Source organism: Streptomyces sp. NPDC019890 (genome assembly GCF_044903445.1).
Taxonomy (GTDB): Bacteria; Actinomycetota; Actinomycetes; order Streptomycetales; family Streptomycetaceae; genus Streptomyces.
On sequence record NZ_JBJDQK010000015.1, the window covers coordinates 89,542 to 114,125 of the forward strand.

General features: G+C 71.5%; 18 protein-coding genes, 1 tRNA gene and 1 pseudogene. 5 read left to right on the forward strand and 15 right to left on the reverse strand.

Features of this window, described 5'->3' with window-relative positions:
* Window positions 1–113: 113 nt before the first annotated feature.
* Window positions 114–764, reverse strand: coding sequence for a lipoprotein (locus ACI2LP_RS30525; RefSeq protein ID WP_404727761.1), 651 nt, complete (start codon window positions 762–764; stop codon window positions 114–116).
* A gap of 133 nt (window positions 765–897) precedes the next feature.
* Entirely contained in the window at window positions 898–1,806 is a 909-nt protein-coding gene (locus tag ACI2LP_RS30530) for an NADP-dependent oxidoreductase (RefSeq protein WP_404727762.1), read from the reverse strand.
* Between the two features lie 126 nt (window positions 1,807–1,932).
* On the opposite strand from ACI2LP_RS30530, the gene ACI2LP_RS30535 reads away from it, so the two are divergent.
* Both ACI2LP_RS30535 and ACI2LP_RS30540 read left to right on the forward strand, forming a co-directional pair.
* Window positions 1,933–3,201 carry a LuxR C-terminal-related transcriptional regulator gene (locus ACI2LP_RS30535; RefSeq protein ID WP_404727763.1) on the forward strand — a complete coding sequence of 423 codons (1,269 nt, stop codon included), beginning with the start codon at window positions 1,933–1,935 and terminating at the stop codon, window positions 3,199–3,201.
* Window positions 3,202–3,247: 46 nt separating this feature from the next.
* The gene (locus tag ACI2LP_RS30540; protein ID WP_404727764.1) at window positions 3,248–4,945 is read left to right on the forward strand and encodes a bifunctional 3'-5' exonuclease/DNA polymerase; all 1,698 of its coding nucleotides are present in this window, start codon (window positions 3,248–3,250) and stop codon (window positions 4,943–4,945) included.
* Window position 4,946: 1 nt separating this feature from the next.
* On the opposite strand, the gene ACI2LP_RS30545 is transcribed toward ACI2LP_RS30540, so the two are convergent.
* From ACI2LP_RS30545 to tsaA, 5 genes and pseudogenes are all read right to left on the reverse strand, one after another.
* Window positions 4,947–6,416 carry a hypothetical protein gene (locus tag ACI2LP_RS30545; RefSeq protein ID WP_404727765.1) on the reverse strand — a complete coding sequence of 490 codons (1,470 nt, stop codon included), beginning with the start codon at window positions 6,414–6,416 and terminating at the stop codon, window positions 4,947–4,949.
* Between the two features lie 355 nt (window positions 6,417–6,771).
* Window positions 6,772–6,867 (reverse strand): annotated as a pseudogene (locus ACI2LP_RS30550) (SigE family RNA polymerase sigma factor); the annotation flags it as partial.
* A 103-nt stretch (window positions 6,868–6,970) separates the two neighbouring features.
* Entirely contained in the window at window positions 6,971–9,853 is a 2,883-nt protein-coding gene (locus ACI2LP_RS30555) for a BTAD domain-containing putative transcriptional regulator (protein ID WP_404727766.1), read from the reverse strand.
* Between the two features lie 178 nt (window positions 9,854–10,031).
* Window positions 10,032–10,490 carry a pyridoxamine 5'-phosphate oxidase family protein gene (locus ACI2LP_RS30560; protein ID WP_404727767.1) on the reverse strand — a complete coding sequence of 153 codons (459 nt, stop codon included), beginning with the start codon at window positions 10,488–10,490 and terminating at the stop codon, window positions 10,032–10,034.
* Window positions 10,490–10,906, reverse strand: coding sequence for a tRNA (N6-threonylcarbamoyladenosine(37)-N6)-methyltransferase TrmO (gene tsaA, locus ACI2LP_RS30565; protein ID WP_404727768.1), 417 nt, complete (start codon window positions 10,904–10,906; stop codon window positions 10,490–10,492). The genes ACI2LP_RS30560 and tsaA overlap by 1 nt, the downstream gene beginning before the upstream one ends.
* A gap of 153 nt (window positions 10,907–11,059) precedes the next feature.
* On the opposite strand from tsaA, the gene ACI2LP_RS30570 reads away from it, so the two are divergent.
* Window positions 11,060–11,932, forward strand: a complete 873-nt coding sequence (locus ACI2LP_RS30570) for a sigma-70 family RNA polymerase sigma factor (RefSeq protein ID WP_404727769.1) — start codon at window positions 11,060–11,062, stop codon at window positions 11,930–11,932.
* 61 nt (window positions 11,933–11,993) lie between these two features.
* Here the strand turns inward: ACI2LP_RS30570 and ACI2LP_RS30575 are convergent, their stop codons facing one another.
* From ACI2LP_RS30575 to ACI2LP_RS30590, 4 genes are all read right to left on the reverse strand, one after another.
* Entirely contained in the window at window positions 11,994–12,338 is a 345-nt protein-coding gene (locus ACI2LP_RS30575; RefSeq protein WP_404727770.1) for a VOC family protein, read from the reverse strand.
* A 122-nt stretch (window positions 12,339–12,460) separates the two neighbouring features.
* Window positions 12,461–14,302: a GMC family oxidoreductase N-terminal domain-containing protein gene (locus ACI2LP_RS30580; protein WP_404727771.1), complete on the reverse strand. Its 1,842-nt coding sequence runs from the start codon at window positions 14,300–14,302 to the stop codon at window positions 12,461–12,463.
* Window positions 14,299–15,657: a hypothetical protein gene (locus ACI2LP_RS30585; protein ID WP_404727772.1), complete on the reverse strand. Its 1,359-nt coding sequence runs from the start codon at window positions 15,655–15,657 to the stop codon at window positions 14,299–14,301. Before ACI2LP_RS30585 ends, ACI2LP_RS30580 begins: the two co-directional genes overlap by 4 nt.
* A 29-nt stretch (window positions 15,658–15,686) precedes the next feature.
* Entirely contained in the window at window positions 15,687–16,373 is a 687-nt protein-coding gene (locus tag ACI2LP_RS30590) for a FadR/GntR family transcriptional regulator (protein WP_404727773.1), read from the reverse strand.
* Between the two features lie 343 nt (window positions 16,374–16,716).
* Here ACI2LP_RS30590 and ACI2LP_RS30595 point away from each other — a divergent pair, with 343 nt between their 5' ends.
* Window positions 16,717–17,469 (forward strand): hypothetical protein, encoded by a 753-nt coding sequence (locus tag ACI2LP_RS30595; RefSeq protein WP_404727774.1) that lies wholly within the window; start codon window positions 16,717–16,719, stop codon window positions 17,467–17,469.
* Window positions 17,466–17,930, forward strand: coding sequence for a hypothetical protein (locus tag ACI2LP_RS30600; protein WP_404727775.1), 465 nt, complete (start codon window positions 17,466–17,468; stop codon window positions 17,928–17,930). The genes ACI2LP_RS30595 and ACI2LP_RS30600 overlap by 4 nt, the downstream gene beginning before the upstream one ends.
* 296 nt (window positions 17,931–18,226) lie before the next feature.
* Here the strand turns inward: ACI2LP_RS30600 and ACI2LP_RS30605 are convergent.
* From ACI2LP_RS30605 to tmk, 4 genes are all read right to left on the reverse strand, one after another.
* Window positions 18,227–18,303 (reverse strand) — tRNA-Thr (locus ACI2LP_RS30605).
* Window positions 18,304–18,415: 112 nt separating this feature from the next.
* Window positions 18,416–19,963, reverse strand: a complete 1,548-nt coding sequence (locus ACI2LP_RS30610; RefSeq protein WP_404727776.1) for an alpha/beta hydrolase — start codon at window positions 19,961–19,963, stop codon at window positions 18,416–18,418.
* Window positions 19,964–20,071: 108 nt separating this feature from the next.
* On the reverse strand, window positions 20,072–21,277 hold the full coding sequence (locus tag ACI2LP_RS30615) for a DNA polymerase III subunit delta' (protein WP_404727777.1): 1,206 nt from the start codon (window positions 21,275–21,277) through the stop codon (window positions 20,072–20,074).
* Between the two features lie 137 nt (window positions 21,278–21,414).
* On the reverse strand, window positions 21,415–24,534 hold the full coding sequence (tmk, locus tag ACI2LP_RS30620; protein WP_404727778.1) for a dTMP kinase: 3,120 nt from the start codon (window positions 24,532–24,534) through the stop codon (window positions 21,415–21,417).
* Between the last annotated feature and the right edge of the window lie 50 nt (window positions 24,535–24,584).

The window sequence follows — 24,584 nt, forward strand, 5'->3', positions numbered from 1 at the left end:
CGGGGGGGCGGGGGGGGGGGGTGTGTCCCCCCCCCCCCCCCCCCCCGCGGGGGGTGGGGGGGCCCCCCCCCCCCCCGGGGGGGGGGGGCCCCCCCCACGACGCGCCCCCTGCGTCACACGTTGCGGACGCTCTTCTTCGCCAGTTCGTACGCCGGGAGCATCGCCTCGTGCTCCTCGGAGTCCAGTCCGCCCAGATGCACGACGACCACGCTCTTTCCCGTGGTGAAGGCGAGCGCCCGCTCCTTCTTGGGCTCGTCCAGGAACTCGTTGGTGTTGAGGTAGTTCACCTCGGCCGCCGCGTACTCGCCCGCCTTCGTCTGTGAGTACACGACCTTGGACCGGCTCTCCGCCTCCTCGGCGACAAAGGCTTCGAGCGCCTTGCGCGGGTCGTCGGCACCGGCGTCCCCGGTCCAGACGCGGATGAAGCCGATGTGCCCGGCGGGCTTCGCGTCGATCTCGCAGACGAGCGTCACGGGGCCCTGCTTGGTCAGCCCGAAGGTGGGGTCGTCCTTGACCGCCTTCGGATTCCAGTCGGCGGCGAGGTCGAACGAGACGGGCAGGGCGCACGGCGAGCCCGCGCCCCCGACCGTGCCGCCCTTGGCCGCGGCCGGCGTCTCGGTCTTCGCCGTGCCCTTCGCCCCGTCTTCCGTCCCGTCTTTCGCCGTGCCCTTCGCGGCGCCCGCCGACCGGTCCGGCTTCGGCTCCGACGAGCAACCGCTCAGCACCCCCATCAGCAGCGTCGCGGAGACCAGTCCCGCGCCCACAACGCGTCTTTGACCTCGACCTTGACCTCGTACCACGATTCCCCACCCCTGGTTCAGCTCGAACAACTCGCTCGATCCTAGAGAGGCCGACCGACAGGGAGATCGTGGGACCGGTGGTCGCGAAGGACACCCGCTACGGGGTGACCACCAGCTTCCCCCGCACATGGCCCGTCTCGCTCAGCGCCTGCGCCTTCGCCGCCTCGGCCAGCGGGAAGACCTCCACCACCGGAATCCGTAGCCGGCCGTCGGCCGCCAGTCGGGCATGGTCCGCGAGCGCGATCTCGGGCCGCTCCGTGCCGCCCCCCGAGAACGCCACCCCGTGCGCCTGCGCCTCCGGGTCCGCGATGGTGACGATCCGCTCGGTCGTTCCCCCGCGCAGTTCGATGGAGAGCGGCAGCACACCCTTGCCCGCCGCGTCGAACACGGCGTCCACACCCTGGGGAGCCACCGCGCGCACCCGCTCGGCAAGACCGTCTCCGTACGCCACCGGGGTCGCGCCCAGCTCCCGCAGATAGTCGTGACCGGCCGGAGAGGCCGTGCCGACGACCGTCACGCCCGCCGCCACCGCGAGCTGGGTGGCGGCCGCGCCGACCGCGCCCGCGGCACCGTGCAGCAGCAGGGTCTCGCCCGCCTGCACCCCGAGCAGGTCGAGCACCCGCTGGGCGGTCTCGGTCGCGACGGGCAGGGCCGCCGCCTCCGCCCAGTCGAGCCCGGCAGGCTTGGGGGCGAACGACTCGGCCAGGGCGTACTGGGCGTACGCCCCGGTGACGGTCCACCCCAGGACCTCGTCGCCGACGGCCGCGCCGGTCACACCCTCGCCGACCTCGTCGACGATCCCGGCGAACTCCAGACCCGGAGTCGCGGGCAGCGACGTCGGGAAGACCTCCTGCATCCAGCCGTAACGGATCTTGTAGTCAGCCGGGTTGACGCCCGCGGCCCTGACCCTCACCCGCACCTGTCCCGGTCCGGGGTGCGGCTCCGCGGCCTCGGTGAGGCGCAGCACCTCGGGTCCGCCGAACTCTTCGAAGACGATCGCTTCCATGTCTGGCTCCTTCCGCCGGGTTCAACCTTCGATCCCCGGCGAGCCATACCCGGCCCGCCTTTCGGACGGTTCGACCTGGCCGAAGGGACAGCCGCCCGCGCCGCCCGCGGTCGTACGCTGGCCGTCATGGAACTCACCGGATCCACGCCCGCCGGGCCCGTCCTGGCCGCCGCATACGAGGTGATCCGGCAGCCGCTGGGCGAAATCCTGCCCCGGTTGTCCGCGACCCTGCACGGGCTCGTCCCGCATCTGGCCGCGGCCGAGCTGTCCACGCACTGCGCGCACTCACCGTTCAAAACGCACGGCGACAGCGGTTCACCGGCCGGCCGGATCACCGCCGCCGACCTGCATCCGCTGGTCGCGTCGGTGCCCGCCGGACAGCCCTGGCAGGGCACGGTGCAGCTCGGCGGGACGGAGTACCCGGTACTCGCGGTGGCCAGCGACGCGACCGCGCGAGGGGCCCTGCTCGTGCTCGTACGGAGTGCGGACAGCGTCATCGCCGCAGCCGACACCGCCGTCGTACAGGCCATGTGGGACCTGGTGACCAGCCACTTCGACCGGCTCGCCACCGAAGCGGTGCCGGGCGCGCTGGCCCAGTCGCGGGCCTCGGCCGGCGAACGGGCCAGGGTGATCGCCGAGCTGACCGAGACTCATGCGACCGCGCTGTCGGGGCTGCTCGGAGTGTTGCGCAGCCGGGGTCTCGACGACAGCGCCGCCCGCGCCGCCGCCGTCGACCTCTCCGTCACCGCACTGGTGGAGCTGCGGACCGAACGGGAACGGGACCAGGCGGTCGCCGAGGAGCCCGCCGGTCAGGCCTTCGCCCGGCTCGCGGACTCGCTGCGGCCGATGCTGCGCTACAGCCCGGTCCGTCTCGAGCTGGGTGCGCCGGACACCGCCCGGCCGCTGGCCGCCGATGTGGCGCACGCGGCGCGCGCGGTCGCACGGGCCCTGCTGCTGACCGTCCTCGAACAGGACCGGCTCGGCCGGATCCATGTCGGATGGCATCTGACCGAGACCGAGCTGCGGGTGACGGTACGGGACGACGGCCCCGGCGAGCTCACCTCGTGCGCGCTCGGCGCGCACCGGGTCGGGGAGCGGCTCGACGCGCTGGGCGGGCGGCTGGACGTGGACGCGGTGCCGGGCTGGGGCACGACGATCACGGCGACGTTCCCGCTGGGGACGCCCCAGCCCATGCCGACCGATCCGCTCGGCTCGCTGGGGGCGCGTGAGCTGGAGGTGCTGACGCGTCTGGCCCGCGGACACCGCAACCGCGTGATCGCGCAGGAGCTGCACATCAGCGAGTCGACGGTGAAGTTCCATGTCGCGAACATCCTGGCCAAGCTGGGGGTAGCGTCCCGGGGCGAGGCATCGGCGCTGTTCCACGCCGTGGCGTAGCTGTCGGACCCGGCGGTTGTCAGTGGCGGCTGCCACACTCGAACCCATGGGCGAACGATGGGCTCTGGCGGCTGCGGAGGGCGACGGGGCGCGGCTCGTCCCCCTCGGCTCCGACGGGCTGCCCGCCGGGCCTATCCAGGAGGAGCCCGATCTGGTCGGGGCCGTCCGCTCCCGGCCGGACGTGGGCCGGTGGGTCTGGCGCTCCACCGCCGAGATCTATCCACGCCTGCTGGCGGCCGGCGTGCGCGTCGAGCGGTGTTACGACATCGAGGACGCGGAGCTGTTGCTGCTCGGCCACGAAGGACGCCTCGGGGAGCCCCGGTCGGCGGCGGCTGCCTGGGCCAGGCTGCGGAACAGCCCCGTACCGCCCGATCCGCCGCAGCGCGGGGCCGAACCGGGCTCGCAGTCCTCGCTCTTCGAGCCGCAGCCCGTGCCCGTACCGCTCGAGGCCCTGCTCGATGTCTACGCCGATCAGCAGCGAAGACACGACGCCGCCGAGCACCCCGGGCGGATGCGGCTGCTGACGGCCGCGGAGTCGGCGGGGATGCTGGTGGCCTCGGAGATGAACCGCGCGGGGCTGCCGTGGCGCGCGGACGTCCACCGCCAAGTGCTGCACGAGCTGCTGGGCGAGCGGTACGCGGGTGGGGGCGAGCCGCGCCGTCTCGCGGAGCTGGCGGACGAAGTGTCGGAGGCGTTCGGACGCCGGGTGCGCCCCGATCTGCCCGCGGACGTGGTGAAGGCGTTCGCCCAGGCCGGTATCAAGGTGAAGTCGACCCGCCGCTGGGAGCTGGAGGAGATCGACCACCCGGCGGTGAAGCCCCTGATCCAGTACAAGAAGCTGTACCGGATCTGGACGGCGCACGGCTGGAGCTGGCTCCAGGACTGGGTCCGGGACGGGCGCTTTTGGCCCGAGTATCTGCCCGGCGGCACGGTCTCGGGCCGCTGGACGACCAACGGCGGCGGGGCACTTCAGATACCGAAGGTGATCCGCCGCGCGGTGGTCGCGGACGAGGGCTGGCGTCTGGTGGTCGCCGACGCCGACCAGATGGAGCCGCGGGTGCTGGCCGCGATCTCGCGCGACCGGGGCCTGATGGAGGTCGCGGGCCACGAGGGCGATCTGTACAAGGCCCTGTCGGACCGGGCCTTCTCCGGCGACCGCGACCACGCCAAGGTCGCGCTGCTGGGCGCGATCTACGGCCAGACGTCGGGCGACGGCCTGAAGAACCTGGCGATGCTGCGGCGCAGATTCCCGCTAGCCGTCTCGTACGTGGACGAGGCGGCGCGGGCGGGCGAGGAAGGCCGTCTGGTACGCACCTGGCTGGGCCGCACCAGCCCGCGAGCGGCGGGGTCGGGCGAGGACGACGAGGCGGGCATCCCGCAGGAGGAACTCCCGCCCCAGGGAGAACTTCCGCCCCAGGAAGGCGGGTTCACGCCCGGCTACGCGTCGTCCAACGCCCGGGCGCGGGGCCGTTTCACCCGTAACTTCGTGGTGCAGGGCAGCGCGGCGGACTGGGCGCTGCTGCTTCTGGCCGCGCTGCGGCAGGCGACGGCGGGCATGCGCGCGGAGCTGGTCTTCTTCCAGCACGACGAGGTGATCGTGCACTGCCCGGCCGAGGAGGCGGACGAGGTCGCGCGGGCGATCCGCGCGGCCGGGGAGCTGGCCGGGCGGATCGCCTTCGGGGAGACTCCGGTGCGGTTTCCGTTCACGACGGCGGTTGTTGAGTGCTACGCCGACGCGAAGTGAGTCAGCCGGTGGGAAGCGTCTCCTCGGCCATCCTGAGGAAGACCGCGTTGTCCCACTCGGGGTCCAGCGCGATGGCCTTGAGCATGGGCACATTGACCGGAGGGCTGGTGCGCGTGGCGTCGGCGTCCGGTGCGGGTGCGTTGTAGGCGGTGACGGTCACCTCGCGGCCACCCGGCTGACTGGCCGTGACGATCCAGCGGATCACGCCCTTGCCGCCGCCCTTCACCTGCTCCTGCCGGATACTGAGACGCGGTTCCGTGCCTGTGTTCACCTTCTTCGCGTCGAGGCGGACCTGGATGATTCCGGGGCCCAGGCCATCGTGGTTGACGGTGATCTGCGACCAGCACCCGCTGCCGCACGCCTTGACGCGCCCTTCCTTCATCGCCCGGTGGGTTCCATTGAGGTTGTCCAGATGCCTGCGGGATTCCTCGTTGGGCAGGGTGGAGCCGCCGGTCTTCTCGTCGGGCGCTGCGGGCAATTCGTCGAGGGCGGGCTGCCACTTCGGGGACGACACCAGGGCCTGCAACTGCCCAACGGTGAGAGGCGGTGTGTCCCGGGTGGCCTCGGCGCCCTCCCGGGTCGTGGTGTTCCATGCGGAGACCTCGACCATGTGCCCCTGCGGGGAGAGATGGGTGGCGGTCCAGAATTTCAGATGGTTGCCGAGTCTTTCGTATTCCTCCTTGTACACCCTCACCTTGGAGCCGTCGGCCGTCTTGGTGGCGGTGCAGTAGGACACCGGGCGGCACGAGATGCGCTGCCGCGTGGTGAAGCCATGGGGGTCGACGCGGTACAGCTCGGCGGAGAGGAACGCCCTGCCCTTGCCGTCGTCATACACGAAGGATGCCCTCGGGCCGAGCTGATCGGCCGTGCCCCGGCCCTGCTCCTGGCTGAACGTGCCCTTTGGAAGAAGCCCCTTGAACGTGCCGAGCAGCTCGCCGCCCGAGATCCTTCCGGTGGGAGTGACGAAGGATGGATCGAGCGGGGGCTCGCCCTCGAGCGGATCGGGCAGCGGGAACTTCTTCAGCTCGTTGCGCCACTCGTTCGCGTTGAGCCGGTACAGGTCGTAGTTGAGGACCGGCACCTTGCGGGTGCCTGTGGCCAGCTTGGGATCGGGGGTGTTCCAGACGGTGGCCTCGACGAAGAAGCCTTCGGGCGTGATGATCTGCCACCGATCGGACTTGGTCTCGGTCGTGGTGTAGGGGGCCGCGTGACTCGCCACGCTCAGCATCCGACCGCCGTCCGACAGCGTGTCGGCGTGGCACTTCTGGTCCGCGGGCTCGCAGCCCGCCGCGCCCGCCCGCAGGTCCGCCCTGCCCATCCGGAACTCGACAAGACCCGCCCCCTTGCCGTCGTCGTACACGAACGACACATGCGCGTACTCCCCCGCCTTCCGCGGCAGCACCCGCTCCTGGCTGAACGTCCCCGTCGGGACCAGCTTCTTCCAGATCTCGAAGACCCGGCCGCTGTCCACCGAGGGTGCCTCCTTGGCGACCTCGGTACCGCGGAGTCGTCGAGCAGTCCGCCCGCGTAGGCACCCGAACCCATCAGCGCCAGGGCCACCACGGTCGCCGTGACCGCGAGGACGCGTCTGCGACGGACCGTCCGGCGGCCGCGTTCCAGGCCCGACGTGAGCAGAGTCTGCTGGTCGCTGTCGAAGGTGTTGCCGATACGGCGCAGCGCCTCGCCGAGTTCGTCCTCGAAAGACATGGGGAACCACCAGTTCTGGGTAAGTCCGGGGGATTGCTCGGGTCGGATCGGGTCGGATCGGGTCACGGCGCGACGAACTCGGCCAGGCTCGTGCCCAGCACGGCCCGCAGTTTCGCCTGGGTGTCGCCGCTGGTGAGCAGGCATGCGGAGCGAAAGAGATGGCCTGTGCGACCGGCTGCGAATTCCATGAACTCGTCCGCGCGGGACTGTCTCATGCCCTCCCCGTTCATCACCGTTGTGTCGAGCGGGGTCTCTCACCCCTTCGTCTCATCGACGCGGTGGCACCGAGGGAATGTTTCACAGGAAACGCTCAGGCGGTCAGCGAGCGGCCAGCAGTTCCCGCAGCTCGCCCAGCGTCGACTCGTACGCCCCGTCGAACGCCTCCAGCGTCGCGACCGCCAGCCGCCACTGCTCACGCGCCTCGTCCTCGCGCCCCTCGGACTGGAGAAGCAGACCGCGCTGGTGCCGTGCCAGCCCCACCATGTAGGCGTCGGTGCGCGACTCGGCGCGTTCCAGCAGGAGGGCGCACTCGCGGGCGGCCTCCCCGGTGCGGCCGAGGCCCCGCAGTGCGCGGACCCGGCCGACGCGGGTCTGGGACTGGCCGTGCCAGTGGCCGTCGTCGCCGAGGATGCGCAGGCTCTCGTCGAAGTGCGCGGCGGCCGAGGCCGGTTCGCCGAGGGTGAGGTAGGCGTAGCCGATATTGCAGTGAGCGGTCTCCTGGAGCATGTCGCTCGCGAGACGCACCCCGGCTTCGAGGCTGCGCTCGTGGTACGCGATGGCCGCACGGGCGTCACTGTGCTCGTGCAGATTGCCCAGATGGCTCAGCACGATCGCCTCGGCGTGCGCGTCGCCGAGCCTGCGGGCGAGCTCCAGGCTGGATTCCAGTGCCTCGGCGGCCTCCTTGTGGCGGCCCAGGCTCTCCAGCAGCATGCCGCGGTTGCCGAGGCCGCGCTGCAGACGGCGTTCGTTGCCGAGCGCGCGCCAGACGGCGATCGCCTCCTCGTTCAGCGGCAGGGCCCGTTCGGGCCTGCCGGTGAGGAAGTTCATCCCGGCCAGGTCGCTCAGGGCGTGCGCCTCGGTCTCGGGGTCGCCGGAGGCACGGGCGGCGTCCAGGGCGACGCGGTTGAGGGCAGCCAGCTCCTGGGGCCTGCCGCGGTGCTGGAGATAGGTGAAGCAGGACCGTACGAGCAGCAGCACCGTCCTGGAGGCGGCGGCGTACCGCTCGGTGAGCGCGACCAGATTGACCAGTTCGAGATCGCCCCAGGCCAGGGCCGCTTCGGGGGTGTCGAAGGGGGCCGCCTCACCAATCGGCTCAGGCAGCCGGAGCTCCGCCTCGGGGCCGCGCGGGAGGAGGGCCACGCCCGTCTGGCGGGCGGCCTCGGCGTACCAGCGCAGGACGCGGTCGGCCGCCCGCTGCCGGCCGTCGTCCCGTTCGGCGAGTTCGCGGGCGAAGTCCCGTACGAGGTCGTGCGGGACGAAGCGTCCGTACGAGACCTCTTCGAGCAGCGCCACATCGACGAGCCGGTCGAGGGCTCCCGCGGCACGCCGCTCGTCGCTGTCCATCAGCCGGGCGACGGCGGGCGCGCCGTACTCGGGCAGGTCCACCGCGCCGAGGCGGCGCAGCGCGAGCGCCGCGTCCGCGTCGAGGCCGTCGTACGCGACGGCGAGTGAGCCGCGCACGCTCAGGTCGTCGTACTCGAGGTGGTCGAGCCGGCCGGCCTCGGCGTCGAGGAGACCGGCGAGTACGTGAGGGGTGAGGGCACGGCGGGCGGCGAGGCGGGCGGCGACGACGCGCAGCGCGAGGGGCAGCCGGCCGCGGCGTTCGACCAGCCGCTCCAGGCCCTCGTCGAGGCCGCGGCCCGAGACCGCCCGCAGCAGCATCCCGCTGTCCTCGGCGGACAGTGGCGCGAGCGGGAAGCGGGCCGCGCCGTCGAGCGCGGTCAGCGGGGAACGGCTGGTGACGACGACCGCGCAGCCGGGCCCGGCGGGCAGCAGCGGTCGCACCTGCGCGGCGGAGGCCGCGTCGTCGAGCAGGAGAAGAGTCCGGGTCGGCGCGAGGGTGGACCGGAGCAGGGCGGATGCCGCGTCCATGTGGTCGGGCACCTGACGGGGGTCGACGCCGAGGTCGCGCAGCAGCCCGGAGAGCGCCTGGCCCGGTTCGAGCGGGGTCACGCCGGGGGTGGCACCGTGCAGGTTGAAGTACAGCTGCCCGTCGGGGAACTGATCGCGCAGCGCGTGGGCGACATGCACCGCGAGCGCGGACTTGCCGACTCCGGCCATGCCGGAGACCACGGCGGGACCCTCGCCCGGGCTGGTCAGCGCCTTGCAGAGGTCGGCGACGAGCGCGTCGCGCCCGGTGAAGTGAGCGGGTGCGGGCGGCAGTTGGGCGGGGCGCGGCGGCCGGGACTCGACTCCGGCGGCGGGAGTACGGAGCACCTCCTGGTGGGCCTCCTGCACGGCCGGGCCCGGGTCGACGCCCAACTCCTCCACGAGCGTGGCGCGCAGCGACCGGTACGCGGCGAGCGCCTCGGCCTGCCGGCCCGTACGGTGCAGGACCAGCATCAGCTGCCGGTGGAATGCCTCACGCAGGGGGAACTCCGCGATCAGTGCGGCCAGTTCGGGCCCGAGCCCGTCATGGCGGCCGAGCTCGAGATCGGCGTCGTACCGCCACTCCAGCATCAGCAGCCGTGACTCCCGCAGCCGCTGGGCGAGGGCGGGCGGGCCCTCGTCGGGGTCGTAGAGCCCGGCCAGCGGGGCGCCGCGCCACAGCGCGAGCCCGGCACGGGCGGCCTCGGCGACGGCCTCCCAGTCCCCGCGGCCGTGCGCGGCCCGGGCGGTGCGCACCTGCTCCTCGAAGACCTCGGTGTCCAGCTCGCCCGGCTCGACCCGCAGCAGATAGCCGGGCGGCACGGCCCGCAGCCGGTCGTTCTCGGCAAGCAGCCGGCGCAGCCGGGTCACATGGTTGTGCAGGGAGGCGTGGGCGGAGGCGGGCGGTTCGTCACCCCAGAGGGCGGCCTTGAGCTCGTCGACGGGAACGACGCGATTGGCACGCAGCAGCAGCGCGGTGAGCAGGGCACGGGCCTTGGCGCTGCGCAGGGGGCGCAGCTCACCGGCGGAGCCGTGCACGGCCGGGGGGCCGAGCAGCCCGAACCGCATCCGCGTCCCTCCCCACCAGTCACAGGCGCCTTCCCAGGGCGTCATTGAGCCAAGCGTTGGCCACATGTTAGCGATCTGTTGGGGGTGACTGTTTGGATCGGTGCATCGGATCCGGCCCTGGTGGTGCTCGGCGTGGCCAGCCACACTCGGGGGAGTGTCGCCGCCGCGGCCGGGTCCGCAGCAAGCCGTATGCCGCCCGACCGGTTCGCCGACCAGGGATCCGTCAGTCGACCAGCCAGCGCCCCTCCCGCATCAGCTCACGGCCGTCCAGCTCATTGGCCTCGCGCCAGGCCTGGACCCGTCGCGGACGGATCCGGAAGTAGAGGTACGGGCCGACGAGTTGGCGCGGGTCGAAGCCGGTCCTGGCCGCGAAGGCGTCGCCGACGCCCTCCCCGAGCCCGTCGGCCGTCAGCGTGTCGGCCTCCCCCTCCACGAGGACGACATCGCGGGTCTCTCCGATGCCGAGGCGGACCCGTCCGGTGGCCCGCAGATTCCGGCCGGTCGGACTGGACGCCGGTGTCGCCACCAGCAGGGTCTCGCCGTCCCACAGGAAGGACAGCGGCACCATGTACGGCGTACCGCTTTCCGCGTCGGCCGTGGCGACCCATGCGTCGGTGTCCTTCTCCAGCCGGTCCAGCGTGTCCTGCTTGCGCTCTTTCGGGGTGCGGGGCAGCGGGGCCATCACCGTTCAACTCCTTCGTCGAGTACGGGCTTCACATCGAGCACAGGCGTGCCGTCCAGCGCCTCCAGGTTCTGCACGCACACCCTCATGCCCTCGATGGACAGGATTCGCACCCTGTGCAGCCCGATCGGATTCGGGCGGGCGGGGGAACGCGTGGAGAACACACCCGTCTCCGGCCGTGCCGCGACGCCGCGCGGGTGCACCACCAGGACGTCGCGGCTCGCGCGGTCGAGCCAGGTGAGCACCATGACCTCGGATCCCGCCGCCAGGTCGCGCAGCCCTTCGCGCACGCCCGGCTCGAACACCAGCCAGGCGTCCGGCGCCCCCTCGTCACCCTGCTTCGGCGCCTTGTCGAGGTCCACCAACGGTGACTCGACCCGGCCGATCGGCCGCAGCACATACTCAATGCCGGTCATCGGTCCTCCTTTCGCGCCATGATTGCCCATCGCGTGTCACGTCGGCTCGGTCTCGTGGGTCACTCCTATGACACATCGCAACAGAGGAATGTGACCGCAGGAATGTGACCCCAGGACCGTGGCCTGAGGAACATGACCGGAGGAATGCGCCCGATGGACGAGAACGAGTTTCTGGCGGAGCGCTTCGAGAAGCACCGTGCCCGGCTGCGGGCCGTGGCGTACCGGATGCTCGGCTCGACCGGCGAGGCCGAGGACGCGGTTCAGGAGGCGTGGCTGCGCCTGAGCCGGTCCGACACCGGCGACGTGGAGAACCTCGGCGGCTGGCTCACGACCGTCGTCGCGCGGGTGTCCCTGAACATGCTGCGCTCGCGCGAGACGCGGCGCGAGGACCCCTGGGACGCCGAGGGGCCCGAACCGGCCGTCGGCCACCAGGACACCGCCGACCCCGAACATCAGGCGGTGCTCGCCGACTCGGTCGGCCTGGCCCTGCTGGTGGTCCTCGACACCCTCACCCCCGCCGAACGGCTCGCCTTCGTACTGCACGACATGTTCGCCGTGCCCTTCGAGGAGATCGCACCGATCGTGGAGCGCTCCACGGCCGCGACCCGGCAGCTCGCGAGCCGCGCCCGCCGCCGGGTGCAGGGCGCGCCGGCCGCTCCCGAGATCGATGTCTCGCGGCAGCGGGAGGTCGTCGGGGCCTTCCTCGCCGCCTCCCGCGGCGGCGAATTCGAGGCCCTTCTCGCGCTCCTCGACCCGGACGTCGTTCTGCGGGCCGACAGCGCGGCCGTTCTGTCGGGCGCGGCCGGGGCCCGCGGCGCGGCGGCCGTGGCCCACACCTTCGCGGGCCGTGCCAAGGCGGCGCAGCCCGCCCTCATCAACGGCTCCGCCGGTCTGGTCTGGGCCCCGGGCGGACAGCCCCGCGTCGTCTTCGGCTTCACGATCAGGCAGGGCCGGATCGCCGCCATCGACATCCTGGCCGACCCGGAACAGCTGGCGCTGCTCGACCTGGAGATCCTGGGCGACTGACCCCAGGAACCGGCGCGCGGGGCACCGCCGAGCGCCCGCGTGCCGGTCCCCGCCCTTGGCCTCAGGCGGCCTGGAGAAGCCCGATGATGTTGCCGTCCGCGTCCTTCACCACGGCGGTCAGCTTGCCGCCACCGACGTCCTGGACCTCCTGCTGTTCCTCGGCCCCGGCGTCGATGAGGGCCTTCACGCTCGCCCTGATGTCGTCGACGTGCCAGTAGCCGACCGGGCCCGTCATCCCCTTGCTGTGGCCGTGGGGGTCCAGACCGACATCCTGGCCCCCGACCCGGTAGCCGACGTAATAGGCCTCGTCCATGATCGGCTCCACCCCGAGGAGTTCGGCGAACAGGGCCTTGGCCTTCGCGAGGTCCCTGACGGGGTAGATGACGGTCTTGATGCCTTCGTTCATGGTGTACTCCTCATGCTGTTCGTGGGCCATCACAGGTATGACCCGCGCCGGCGCGAGTGTGTGACAGGGGCCGAGGAGAAACAGGAAACCCCAGGTCAGGGCAGCTACGCGAGGATCGCCGACTACCGCTCCCGTACGAGGTGAGCTTCGGCGACCGCCAGTGCCGCGGCCATGATGCTGAGCTGCGGATTGACCTCGGGGCAGCCGGGCAGCACCGAGCCGTCGGCGACCAGCACCCCGCGCACGCCACGAAGCCGCCCGGCGGCGTCGGCCGGGAAGCGCTGCGGATCGGCGCCCGCGGCGACCGTACCGGTGGGGTGGTACGCGGACAGATGCAGCTGCCGTGACGTCACACGCCGGAGCGTGTCGTCAAGCTCGGCCAGCGTGCGGGCGCGGGGCGCGAGAGGAATTCCGGTGAGGACCTCCTCCGCACCCGCGGCGAAGAGGAGCTGCCCCATGGCACGTACGGATCGCATCAGCCGGTCCGCGTCGCGCCGGTCCAGGTCGTAGCGGAGCAGGGTCCGTTCGCGGCCCAGCACACGGCCGGACGGGCGATCGGCGATCATGGCTCCGAGCGTGGCGAGCCGGTCGGCGTTCTCCAGCTCGCGCCGCAACTCGCCGCCCAGGCCGGGCAGTACGAAGGAACCCATCCCGGGCGGCGTCGCGGTGGCCTCGATCAGTACGCCCCCGTCGTGCAGCTCCTCCACGCCCACGCTCTGCAGGACTCCCTCCCAGGCGGTGACGGGCTCTGCAAATCGCCCGGCGACGCTGGTCGCGGGGTGGACGCTGAGGTTCCGGCCGAGCCGTGAATGCCCGCCCAGGCCGGAGCGTCGCAGCAGGGGCGGCGACTGCAGGGCACCCGCGGCCACGACGACCAGCGGAGCCAGAATCTCGAACTCGCCTCCGCCCCCGCGCCGTACGCGTACACCGGCCGCCCGCGGGCCGCCGGGACAGTCGCCGTCCACGAGGATCCGCCGGACCTGTGCACCGGTGACGATGCGGGCACCCGCGGCGCAGGCATCGGGCAGTACGGACAGCTGCACACTCTGTTTGGCGCCGGTGGGGCAGCCGACCACGCACTGACAGGAGCCCTTGCAGCCGGGCGCGTTGCGGCGCAGCGGCGCGGCCCGCCAACCGAGGCGTTCGGCCCCCGCGAGCGCGAGGCGGCCGTTGTTCCCGAGGACGTCGAGCGGCTGGGGCGCCACGCGCAGCGTGCGCTCGACCTCGTCGAGGTACGGCCCGAAGCGCTCGGCGAGTTGGAACCCGAAGTCGCCCGTCCAGCGGCGGAGCACATGGTCCGGAGTGCGGTAGCAGGTACCTGAGTTGACGACCGTGGTACCGCCGACGGCGCGCCCCACGGGAAGCAGCAGGGGCGGGGAGCCCACGGCGACGGTGGCTCCGCCGTCCCGGTAGAGCTCGGCGAACCGGTCGAGTGGGGTGCGCCTCCCGAACGAGGCCGTCGAGTGATGCTGCCCTTCCTCCAGTACGACGACGTCGAGCCCGGCGCGGGCGAGCGTCCGGGCGGCCATGGCCCCGCCGGCGCCGGACCCGATGACGACGGCGTCGGCGGTGGAGCGGGCGGCCCACGCATCCCCGGGTGTGCAATCGAGCGAGGGATCCTCCCGTGTCAACCGGGGTGCCTGCACGTCTCCTTGGAGCATCCGCTCGGTTCCTGCCGCCAGCAGCACAGGCACCTTGAGCACGTCGAGGAGCGGCAGCAGCGCGGGGCGCCCGCCGAGGGAGCCGAGCACCGCCTCCCGCTCGGTGCCGGTGAGGGCGGCGAGCCTGCGGCCGGTGCGCACCATGGCGTACGCGTCGAGGACTCCGGCCGCCGCCCGTACGCCGACCCGTGCGGGCAGCGGCATCGAGTCGAGGACGGACTCCACCCTCCTCGGCACGCGCGCGGGCCAGTCGGCGGTGCCGTCATCGGCGATGAGCGCGGCGACGAGCCCATCGAGACTCATCGGGTGCCCACCTCCGCGTGCGCCGTGCCGGACAGGGTCCACTCGGCCTCCGTACGCCACCCGCCCCACCACCACCGCTCCAACAGGACATGCGCGTCGGCGCTTTCGCTGTTGCGGCAGATCGCGCGGGAGCCGTCGGGGTCGGTGTAGTCGAGCGCCAGTGTCCGCTCCTCGGGCTGGGTGACCTCGACGCGGATACGCCGCAGGCCCGCGCGCCCGGTCACCGTCCAGGTGGACAGCCCTACGGCGGTACGGAACCGCGCGATCCCGGCCCAGCCGACGGCCGTACGCTCGGCCCGCCGCGGCCAGGTGCGGCCGCCCCGTCGCAGTCGCAGAAAGACCAGCGGCGGCAGCCGTCGCAGCCCCGGCCGCATGGAGACGGCGGCCACGATCTCCAGCACGTCCCCCTTGCCGAGATCGGCGTGCAGCCAGGCCCAGCGGCGGGCGTTGCCGTGCCCGTAGATGCGCGCGGAGGCACCGGGCGCGGCGTCTAGTGTCAGGCTCATGTCACCATAGGAGAACGTCCCGTCGTACGACGCACGCGCGGCGGGAAGGACCTGCGCGGCGGGCAGCAGGGGCCGCCGCCAGGACCAGCGGGGGAAGGTGAACAGCGGCGCGTCCTGGTTCTTTTCGGCGAGGTCCCAGCGAAGCGCCCCGGCCGCCCCGGTCAACCGCCCGGACGCGACGGAAACCCCGTCCGCCGTGAAGCCGTGATCGTTCCGGGTCCACTTGGCGGGCCCGAAGCGGGCGTGCACCACCGGCCCGTCCTTGGGAAACACGGCGGCCCAGCCGTGCACGTACGGCTGGGCCCCGTCGGCGGGCGCGGTGAGCTCATGGTGCAGCCACAGCCCGGTCCCGGTCGCCGGATCGGTCGCGGTGGTGTACCAGACCTCGGTCCGACCGGGCGCGCCGTTCCAGCGGGGCGCCATCATCCGAGCCGCCACCTCGCGCCGCGGAAAGCGGAAACTGGCGAGGAACGGCGCGAGCCCGGTCGCCAGGGGGAAGCGCAGCGTGCCCGTACCGACCCGGACGCTGTCCTCGTACAGCGTGAAAGGCAGCACGGTCATCGACCTCACCGGCCTGCGCGGCGACACGGACTTCCAGCCGTCGAGGGTGAGCCGACGGCCGTCCGCGGTGAAGGAAATCCGGTAGCGGATACGCCGTCTGGCGATCGGCGATATCTCCAACTCGCCGTCGGCGCCCGGATCGTCACACTGTCCGGCGATGCGGACCCGCCCGGATGCCCGCGCCTCGGTGGTGCCGAGGCCCCGCAGGAGCCGGTCCGCGGCAACACACAGGTCGAGCCGCATGCGGCGGGTACGTCCCTCACCGTCGAGCTGGACGTGACCGAGCATGGTCTCCCTGAAGTCGGTCCCCCGCCCCCTCACGCGAGCCCCTCCAGCATGATCCGCTCGGTAGCGGTCAGATACGCCTCGGCGGCCCGCCGCGCGCCATCCTCGTCACACGCGGCGACAGCCTCGACGACGGGCTCCAGCCGGTCATGCGCCACACCGGGGTCGAGGAATGGCCCCACGAGCGCGGCCCGCACCGGCAGATACGCGTTGAAGAGGGTGTTGGTCAGCAGCGCATAGACCCGGTTCCCGGTGGCCCGCGCCAACGCCCGGTGCACCTCGATGTCGGCCAGCTGCACCCCGTCCCCGCCCTCGGCAAGCCGCACGGCCTCCAACAGCCCGCGCAACTCGACCCGCTGCTGCTCGGTCGCCCGCGCGGCGGCCCGCACGGCGATCAACGCACCGACACTGCGCCGCACTTCGAATATCTCCCCGATCCAGTCCGGGCTGTGCCGCACCAGCATGGGCAACAAGTCGGCGCCACCGAGCCGCGCGTAGTCCCGCACCCGGGTCCCCACCCCGTGCTTGGTCTCCAGCAACCCCGCCTGCACCAGCCGCCCGAAGGCGTGCTTGAGCGTGGTGCGGGTGACGCCGTACCCGTCGGCGAGCTGCCGCTCGGGCGGCAGATAACTCCCGGCGGGATGGCGCCCCGCGAGGATGTCCTCGCGCAGCCGGCCCTCGAGGACATCGACGATGGTTTCGCGGGGCAGTGCCTCCATGCCATCCCTCCCATTGGCTCAGTGGATGAGCCACTCAACCAACACAAGCGAGGGAAGTCAACGGGGCTGGTTGCCCTTCAGCCGATGGTCACTGACCTGCCCAGTCGCCGTCGGCGCCGGCCTTGCCCATCTGCAGGCAAGCGCTTGAAGTCTTGCAAAGCGATCACGCCCACCCGGGCCGCAGAGCCGGTGAACTCATAAACAGTGATCAACTGTCAGGGTAAATCCAGCTAGATCAAATTGAGTTGCCCATGCGATCCGGCGGTACGGCTGACACCGATCCCTACCGCGTGCCACAATGACGAGCATTGCCCAGTAAGGGGCGATAAGTGCCACGGGGGCGGTGACCGAGATGCTTCTGCCTGCGTTATTTGTAGAGCAAATCGAGAGTGGCAACACCAGGTTTGCTCGATCCAGCGCACTGAAGGAATCAAACTGGTTCCGAAAGAGGTACGCGACAAAAAACGAACGCGGCCTGAAGGGCGATCGTCGCATTATTGCTACGCAATTTTACTGGCATGAAACGACGGCGCAGGGAAGATTTCAAGACGAATTGCTCACGTCGGCAGTTCTGCGATCACAGCAGGTGACTGAATTCCCCACCGCAGGCCACGCGCGCTTTCTGGTCGTTCTGGATCTGATCACGGACGATGATTTCACCCTCCGACCCCTGGATCGCATACATTCGATTTCCAACAAGAATATTATTCGCCAAGTCCAGCGGGAGAGTGAGGCGCGATTCATCATTGCCGTTACTTCGGCATTCTTTGACAACCTCCCGGAAGCGTCCGTATGGAAAAGAGCCCACCTCTACAGACGGACGGAGTCAAATGATCTATACGTTCTGTTCTACAGTACGCTTCAAGCTTTTGGTGGTGGGGTCAGGGAGGCGGCGTCGACTGATCGGCCCACAGGAGACGACGAGTTGGGCGCTGTTTCGGGGCTTCTGAGTTATGCAGATCAGCCTGAATTTGCGGACGCTGCGTCGCACCTGGCAGGGGGGCTGGATAAGCTCTTTCAGCGCTTAGGACATCCTCCTGACTCGACCTCGGGCTTTCTTTCTGTGGGGCCGCACAATGGGGGAACGCAGCTATGAGTGAACAGCGTCGGCTGGCATCAGGCCTCGAAATTGCCGTGGAGTGGTCGAAGCTCCCTCCCGAGGTACTTGAAGCCGCCCTCAAGGCTCTGGAGCCGGAGCTTGCCCGGGAGCATGAACGAATCATGATGGATAAGCATCTGGCTGCCGCCGAAGCGACGAGCGTTCGCGCCCACAGGCTTTACTTACTCGGGCTTGTCGCTGGATTCATGTTGATTTCAGGAATGCTAACCGGGGCCGTATCAGTTGGAATACAAGGATATCCATGGCTGGCTGCGCTGTTGGCCGGTCCCAGCATGCTTTCATTGGGCGGCCTCTTTGTTCTGCGCAAGATTGACTCTGGGGCGATGAGGGCCGTACAACGGTCGCAGATAGCATCCCTCAATGCGGCTAACATGCAATCGCAGGCCAACCCTCCACAATCTTTGGGCCCGGCTGGACCTGGCGGAATGGTGCCGTAGCAACGACAGCAGCCCCGACCGACGTCACCGTAGGGCCAAGACGAGGCCGAAGTGTGCCGCAGGGTGCGGGAGTTGGAGACGCTCGAGTCGCGGAGCGCGCCCCGCGGCTGGACGTAAGCCGACCGTGGACCAGTGGATGGAGAACGTACCTCACCGCCATCGCGGTGCTGAAGCTCAGGCCTCGGTCGCTGGACATCACTGAGACCACAGACAGCCGAGCGGCACGTGCGCGGCGTCATCGTCGGGTCCGCTGAACGAAAAAGCCCGGCTCAGACAGGGTCTGAGCCGGGCTTCAGTGGAGCCGCCTTCGGGATTCGAACCCGAGACCTACGCATTACGAGTGCGTTGCTCTGGCCAACTGAGCTAAGGCGGCAAGCTGCGGATATACCCGTCCTCGCGAAGACACGTTCGCATCAGCAGCGGCGCCAAGTCTACAGGGTTGTTTTGGGTGCCCCGAACCACCTCCCGGTGGCCCGCTGACGCCGTCAGCGGCAGCGCTTGTTCTCCGGCGGAACCGTGCCGTCCAGCAGGTAGGTGTTGATCGCCGTGTCGATGCAGTCGCTACCGCGCCCGTACGCCGTGTGACCGTCGCCCTCGTACGTGAGCAGGGATCCCGAGGAGAGCTGCCCGGCCAGCCCCTGCGCCCACTTGTAGGGGGTGGCCGGGTCCCGGGTGGTGCCGACGACCACGATCGGGGCCGCGCCCTTGGCCTCGATGCGGTGCGGCTTGCCGGTCGCGGGGGTCGGCCAGTACGCGCAGTTCAGCGAGGCCCAGGCGAAGCCCCTGCCGAAGACCGGGGAGGCCTTCTCGAACTCGGGGAGCGCGGACTGCACCGCCTCGGGGGCGGTGAAGGCGGGCGGCAGGTCGAGGCAGTTCACGGCGGCGTTGGCATACATCAGGTTCGCGTACGAGCCGTCTTCCTCGCGTTCGTAGTAGCTGTCGGCGAGCGCGAGGAGAGCCGCGCCGTTGCCGGCCATGGCGCTCGCGAGAGCCTCGCGCAGCTGGGGCCAGGTGCTCTCGTCGTACATCGCGGCGATCACTCCGATGGTCGCCAGTGACTCGCCGAGCCTGCGGCTCTCGCCGGTCGGGACCGGCTTGGCGTCGAGCGCGGCGAAGAAGGCCTTGAGGCGGGCCGAGGCATCCGCGGCGGAGGTGGTGCCGAGCGGGCAGCCCTTCCTCTTGACGCAGTCGGCGGCGAAGGACTGGAACGCGACCTCGAAGCCCGCGGTCTGGTCGCGGTTCATCGCGCGGGCCGGCAGCGACGGGTCCATCGCGCCGTCGAGGACGAGGCGGCCGGTGCGGTCGGGGAAGAGTTCGGCGTACGTCGCGCCCAGGAAGGTGCCGTACGAAGCCCCTACGTACGACAGCTTCTCGTCGCCCAGCACGGCGCGCAGGATGTCCATGTCGCGGGCCGCCTCGACGGTGGAGACATGCGGCAGGATCTTGCCCGAACGCTCCTTGCAACCCGCCGCGAAGTCGTTCAGCGATGTGGCGAGGCGGGTCGTCTCGGCGGCGTCGTCAGGGGTCTGGTCGACCTGCGTGTACGTGTCCATCTCCTTGCCCGTGAGGCACTCGACGGGCTCGCTGCGGGCGACGCCGCGGGGGTCGACGGCGACCATGTCGTAGCGGGCGCGTACGGGGGCGGGGTAGCCGATGCCCGCGTACCCCTGGAGATAGCCGACGGCCGAGCCGCCGGGGCCGCCCGGGTTGACGAGCAGCGAGCCGAGGCGCTTGCCGGGGCCGGTGGCCTTCTTGCGGGCGACGGCCAGTTTGATGGACTCCCCGCTGGGCTTGGCGTAGTCCAGCGGCGCCTTCATGGTGGCGCAGTCGAAACCTGTGACGCCGCAGGGCCGCCACTTCAACTGCTGCGTGTAGTACGGCTTGAGCGCGGCGTTGGGTGCGGACCCGCCGTCCGGGGTGGAGGCGTTCGCGGAGGCGCTCGGCGAAGAACTCCCGCCCGTGCAGCCTGAGATCAGCAGGCCGACCGTGGTCAGCGCGAGGGCGGAGATACGCAGCAGTCGCCTGGTGTCCATCCTTGGAGCCTAGTCGGCCGGTGGGCGACGGCACCGTACCGCGCTCATTCGGGTGAGCCGGTCAACCCCCTCAGCGGGCCGTCAGGCACCCGGGAGGCCCCGCCGCCGTCAGCCCGCACGGAGCGCCACCGTCATCGCCTCCACCGCCAGCAACGGCGCCACATTGCTGTCCAGGGCCTGGCGGCAGGCGACAACTGCCTCTATCCGCCGCAGAGTGCCCTCGGGGGTCGAGGCGCGGGCGATCCGGTCCAGCGCATCCCGTACGTCGCCATTGGCGAGCGCGATCTCCGAGCCCATCTGGAGGGCCAGCACATCGCGGTAGAAGCCGGTCAGATCGGTGAGCGCGAGATCCAGGCTGTCCCGCTGCGTACGCGTCTTGCGGCGCTTCTGCCTGTCCTCCAGCTCCTTCATCGCCCCGGCGGTCCCGCGCGGCATCCGCCCGCCCGCGGAGGCGCCGAGAGCCACCTTGAGGTCCTCGGTCTCCTTGACGTCGATCTCCTCGGCGACCTGGTTGGCGTCCTCGGCCGCGGCGTCGATCAGCTCCTGGGAGGCCTTCAGGCAGCCGCCGATGTCCTCGACGCGCAGCGGCAGCCTGAGCACGGTGGCGCGCCGGGCCTGGGCCCGCTCGTCGGTCGCCAGCCGGCGGGCCCGGCCGATGTGCCCCTGCGTGGCGCGGGCGGCGGCCATCGCGACGTCGGGCTCGATGCCGTCCCGCCGGATCAGTACGTCGGCGACGGCGTCGACCGGGGGCGTACGCAGGGTCAGGTGGCGGCAGCGGGAGCGGATGGTGGGCAGCACGTCCTCCAGCGACGGTGCGCAGAGCAGCCATACCGTGCGGGCGGCGGGCTCCTCGACGGCCTTCAGCAAGACATTGCCCGCGCCCTCCGTGAGGCGGTCGGCGTCCTCCAGGATGATCACCTGCCAGCGGCCGCCGGCCGGGGACAGCTGGGCCCGGCGGACGAGGTCGCGGGTCTCCTTGACGCCGATGGAGAGCAGGTCGGTGCGGACGACCTCGATGTCGGCGTGCGTACCGACGAGGGTGGTGTGACAGCCGTCGCAGAACCCGCAGCCCGGCTCACCGCCGAGTGCCCGGTCGGGGCTGGTGCACTGCAACGCGGCCCCGAACGCCCGCGCGGCGGTGGACCGCCCGGAGCCGGGGGGCCCGGTGAACAGCCAGGCGTGCGTCATCTTCGAGGCGTCGGCCGACCGCTCACCGCGAGCCTCGGCGGTGACGCGGGCATCGGCGTCCCGGGCGGCGGCGGAGAGCTGCGCCTGGACGCGGTCCTGGCCGACGAGGTCGTCCCAGACGGTCATGCGCCGTCACCGCCTTTCGTGCTGGATGTCCCGTGCTGAAGTCTCCCCTTGCAGGGATCTCCCATTGTGGGGGACGGGTCTGACAGTGACGGCCGAGCGGGCGGGTCGCTTGCCCTCAGGCCGTCACCACCCGGGCGTCAGCGCCTGCCCCTGCCCTCGTCGTCGTCCTCGTGCGGGCCCAGCAATTCGTCCGCCAGGGTGGGCAGGTCGTCCAGCGGGGTCTCCTCGGCCCAGTCCGAGCGGCGGCGCGAGCGGCCCGACTGCGGGTCGACCTGCGGGAGTTCGCGGGTGCGGTCGTTCGAGGCTCCGCCCGCGGCCGGACGTCCACTCCCGTCGCGGAAGATGCCCGGCGGGACCCGGCCGGCCGGATCCCCGTCCTCCCGTACCGGCGGAAGCACCGTCGTCTCGTCCGCGTCCCGCACCGGCGGAAGCACCGTCGTCTCGTCCGCGTCCCGCACCGGCGGAAGCACCGTCGTCTCGTCCGCACCGTCCGGGACCTTCGGCAGCACGGCCGTCTCGTCGGCCGCCGCAGGCGTCGGCTTCCGCACCTCCTGGGTCACCTCGTCCGGCTTCACCACCGGAGTCGGCACCGTCACATCCGTGGTCGAGGCCACAGCAGCAGAGGCAGAGGCAGAAGCAGCCGCGGAAGCCTCGGCCTGCCGCCGCGCCTCCTCCGCCCTCATCAGCGCCTCTTCCGCCTTGCGCTGCTTCTCGAGACGCCGTTCCTCCGCCTCCGCCCGCAGTCGGGCCTCCTCCTCCGCCTGCTTGCGCCGCCGTTCCTCTTCCTCCCGGCGCGTCTTCTCCTCCGCGAGCCGCCGCGCCCGCTCCTCCTCGGCGAGCCGCCGGGCCTCCTCGGCCCTGCGCCTGGCCTCCTCCGCCTGCCGTTCGGCCTCGCGCTGCCGCGCCTCCTCCAGCTCGCGGCGCTTGCGCTCCTCCTCCTCGGCGCGGAGCTTCGCGAGCTGTTCCTGCCGCTCGCGCTCGAGTCGCTCTTCCTCCGCCTTGCGTGCGGCCTCTTCCTCGGCCCTGCGCCTGGCCTCCGCCTCGGCCGCCTTGCGCGCCTCCTCCTGCGCCTTCACCTCGGCGGCGGACAGCGGCAGCAACTGGTCGAGCCGGTGGCGTACGACGGTGGTGACCGACTCGGGGTCCTGGACCGCGTCCACCACCAGATAGCGGCCGGGATCGGCCGCGGCCAGCGTCAGGAACCCGGCACGCACCCGCTGGTGGAACTCCGCCGGCTCCGACTCAAGACGGTCCGGCGCCTCCGTGAACCGCTCCCGCGCCGCCTCCGGCGAGACGTCGAGCAGTACCGTCAGATGCGGTACGAGACCGTCCGTCGCCCAGCGGTTGATCCGGGCGATCTCGGTGGGCGAAAGATCGCGACCCGCGCCCTGGTAGGCGACCGACGAGTCGATGTAGCGGTCGGAGATGACGATCGCGCCGCGCTCCAGCGCCGGCCGTACGACCGAATCGACGTGCTCGGCGCGGTCGGCGGCGTACAGCAGCGCCTCCGCGCGGTTCGAGAGCCCCGCCGACGACACGTCCAGCAGGATCGACCGCAGCCGCTTCCCGATCGGCGTCGCACCCGGCTCGCGCGTGACGACGACCTCGTGGCCCTTCGCCCGGATCCACTCCGCCAGTGCCTCGACCTGGGTGGACTTACCGGCCCCGTCGCCGCCCTCTATGGCGATGAAGAATCCGGTCGCGGCCGGAGCCTGGGCCGGGTCCGCACCGCCGCGCAGCGCGTCACCCAGATCGCGGCGCAGCGGCACGCCCGCCCGGTCGTCCGTCTTCGCCAGAACGATCGCAGCGACGGGCAGCAGCAGCGCCCCGACCAGCATCAGCGTGAAGGCCGCTCCGCCGTGCGCGAAGACGAAGTCACCGCTCGCGAGGCGGTGCGGCCCGATCATCGAGGCGAGCAGCGGCGCCGCGAGCGCACCGAGGCCGATGGCGACCCGGACGACCGCCTGGAGGTGTTCGGTGATCCGGGGCCGCCGGAAGTCCTCCGACTCCTGGTCGATGAGCGCGTGCCCGGTGCTCGCGGCGACGCCGGCCGCAAGACCCGCGAGCAGCGCGATGAACAGCACGCTCGCCGTGTCCGGAACCAGCCCCATGGCAAGCAGCGCGATCCCGGTGACCGCGAGCGCGAGGGCCAGCAGGCGCCGGCGGGAGAGCGTGGGCAGTACGGACGCGCCACCGCGGATGCCGAGGCCCGTGCCGCCGGTCAGCGCGAGCACGAGCAGCGCAAAGGCGGCGGGCCCGCCACCGAGGTCGAAGGCGTGCAGTACGGAGACGGCAACGGCCGAGGAGATCGCACCCGCGACCGCGGCGCAGCCGAGGACGAACAGCGGTATGGCGCCCGTACGCCCCTTGTCCAGACCGTTGCCGGTGGAGGGGCGGCGCAGCCCTTCGAGCGGCGAACGCGGCCGCGGGGTCTGCGAGCCGGGCAGCTCCACGAAGTACAGCGTCGAGATGGACGCGGCGAAGAGACCGGCCGCGACATAGGAACCGAGCGCCGCCTGGTGCAGCGAGAACCAGTCGATGCCCGAGCCGAGGAGGTTGCCGATGAGCGTGGCAAGCAGCAGCGCCGCAGCCCCCGCCGGGATGACGGCGAAGCTTGTACGCAGCCAGAGCCGGCGCAGCGCGTCGAGGTGGTCCGGCAGCGGACGCACCGCCGCGCCCTCCGGCGGCGGGGCGGGCAGCAGCGCGGGGGCCGCGCCGTCCCTCGCGACCGTCCAGAAACGCTCGGCGACGCCCGTGACGAAGACGGTGCTCAGCAGGATCGCGGGCGCGTTGTCAGGGGTCCAGTCGATCCACAGCGGTGCGACCACGAGGAGCGCAAGACGCAGCCCGTCCGCGCCGATCATGGTCCAGCGCCGGTCGAGCGGGCCCTTGGGCGAGGTGAGGGTGGTGAGTGGGCCGAGCAGTACGGCACCGAAGAGCAGCGTGGAGAGCACGCGCGCGCCGAGCACCGCGGCAACGGCGACGGCGGCGCCGCGGTAGCCGCCGCCGAACGTGCCCTGCAGGACCGCCGCCTGAAGCGTCAGCAGCAGCAGCACGAAAATCGCGAGGGAGTCCCCGACACCGCCCACCACCTGGGCGTTCCAGAGGCGCCTCAGCGGCGGGAAGCGCAACAGGGCGCGTAGCGCGCGCTCGCGTGAGTCCGCGGCAAGTGCCTCGGATGCGTCGGAGTCTGAGGCAGTCTCTGAGACGGTGCTCACGACCGCCTGCTGCTCGGCTGGCTGCTCGGCTCGCGTCATCCGCCCAGCCTATCCGGAGCGCCGCGCTCCCCGGAGGCCTGTCCGAACAT

Coding starts and splice junctions, on each gene's coding strand:
- ACI2LP_RS30555 (WP_404727766.1), bottom strand. CDS start 9,853: ATGACGCCCTGGGAAGGCGCCTGTGACTGGTGGGGAGGGACGCGGATG.
- tmk (WP_404727778.1), bottom strand. CDS start 24,534: ATGACGCGAGCCGAGCAGCCAGCCGAGCAGCAGGCGGTCGTGAGCACC.
- ACI2LP_RS30585 (WP_404727772.1), bottom strand. CDS start 15,657: ATGCTCGGTCACGTCCAGCTCGACGGTGAGGGACGTACCCGCCGCATG.
- ACI2LP_RS30575 (WP_404727770.1), bottom strand. CDS start 12,338: ATGAACGAAGGCATCAAGACCGTCATCTACCCCGTCAGGGACCTCGCG.
- ACI2LP_RS30600 (WP_404727775.1), top strand. CDS start 17,466: ATGAGTGAACAGCGTCGGCTGGCATCAGGCCTCGAAATTGCCGTGGAG.
- ACI2LP_RS30570 (WP_404727769.1), top strand. CDS start 11,060: ATGGACGAGAACGAGTTTCTGGCGGAGCGCTTCGAGAAGCACCGTGCC.
- tsaA (WP_404727768.1), bottom strand. CDS start 10,906: ATGACCGGCATTGAGTATGTGCTGCGGCCGATCGGCCGGGTCGAGTCA.
- ACI2LP_RS30610 (WP_404727776.1), bottom strand. CDS start 19,963: ATGGACACCAGGCGACTGCTGCGTATCTCCGCCCTCGCGCTGACCACG.
- ACI2LP_RS30590 (WP_404727773.1), bottom strand. CDS start 16,373: ATGGAGGCACTGCCCCGCGAAACCATCGTCGATGTCCTCGAGGGCCGG.
- ACI2LP_RS30580 (WP_404727771.1), bottom strand. CDS start 14,302: ATGAGTCTCGATGGGCTCGTCGCCGCGCTCATCGCCGATGACGGCACC.
- ACI2LP_RS30615 (WP_404727777.1), bottom strand. CDS start 21,277: ATGACCGTCTGGGACGACCTCGTCGGCCAGGACCGCGTCCAGGCGCAG.
- ACI2LP_RS30535 (WP_404727763.1), top strand. CDS start 1,933: ATGGAACTCACCGGATCCACGCCCGCCGGGCCCGTCCTGGCCGCCGCA.
- ACI2LP_RS30530 (WP_404727762.1), bottom strand. CDS start 1,806: ATGGAAGCGATCGTCTTCGAAGAGTTCGGCGGACCCGAGGTGCTGCGC.
- ACI2LP_RS30540 (WP_404727764.1), top strand. CDS start 3,248: ATGGGCGAACGATGGGCTCTGGCGGCTGCGGAGGGCGACGGGGCGCGG.
- ACI2LP_RS30560 (WP_404727767.1), bottom strand. CDS start 10,490: ATGGCCCCGCTGCCCCGCACCCCGAAAGAGCGCAAGCAGGACACGCTG.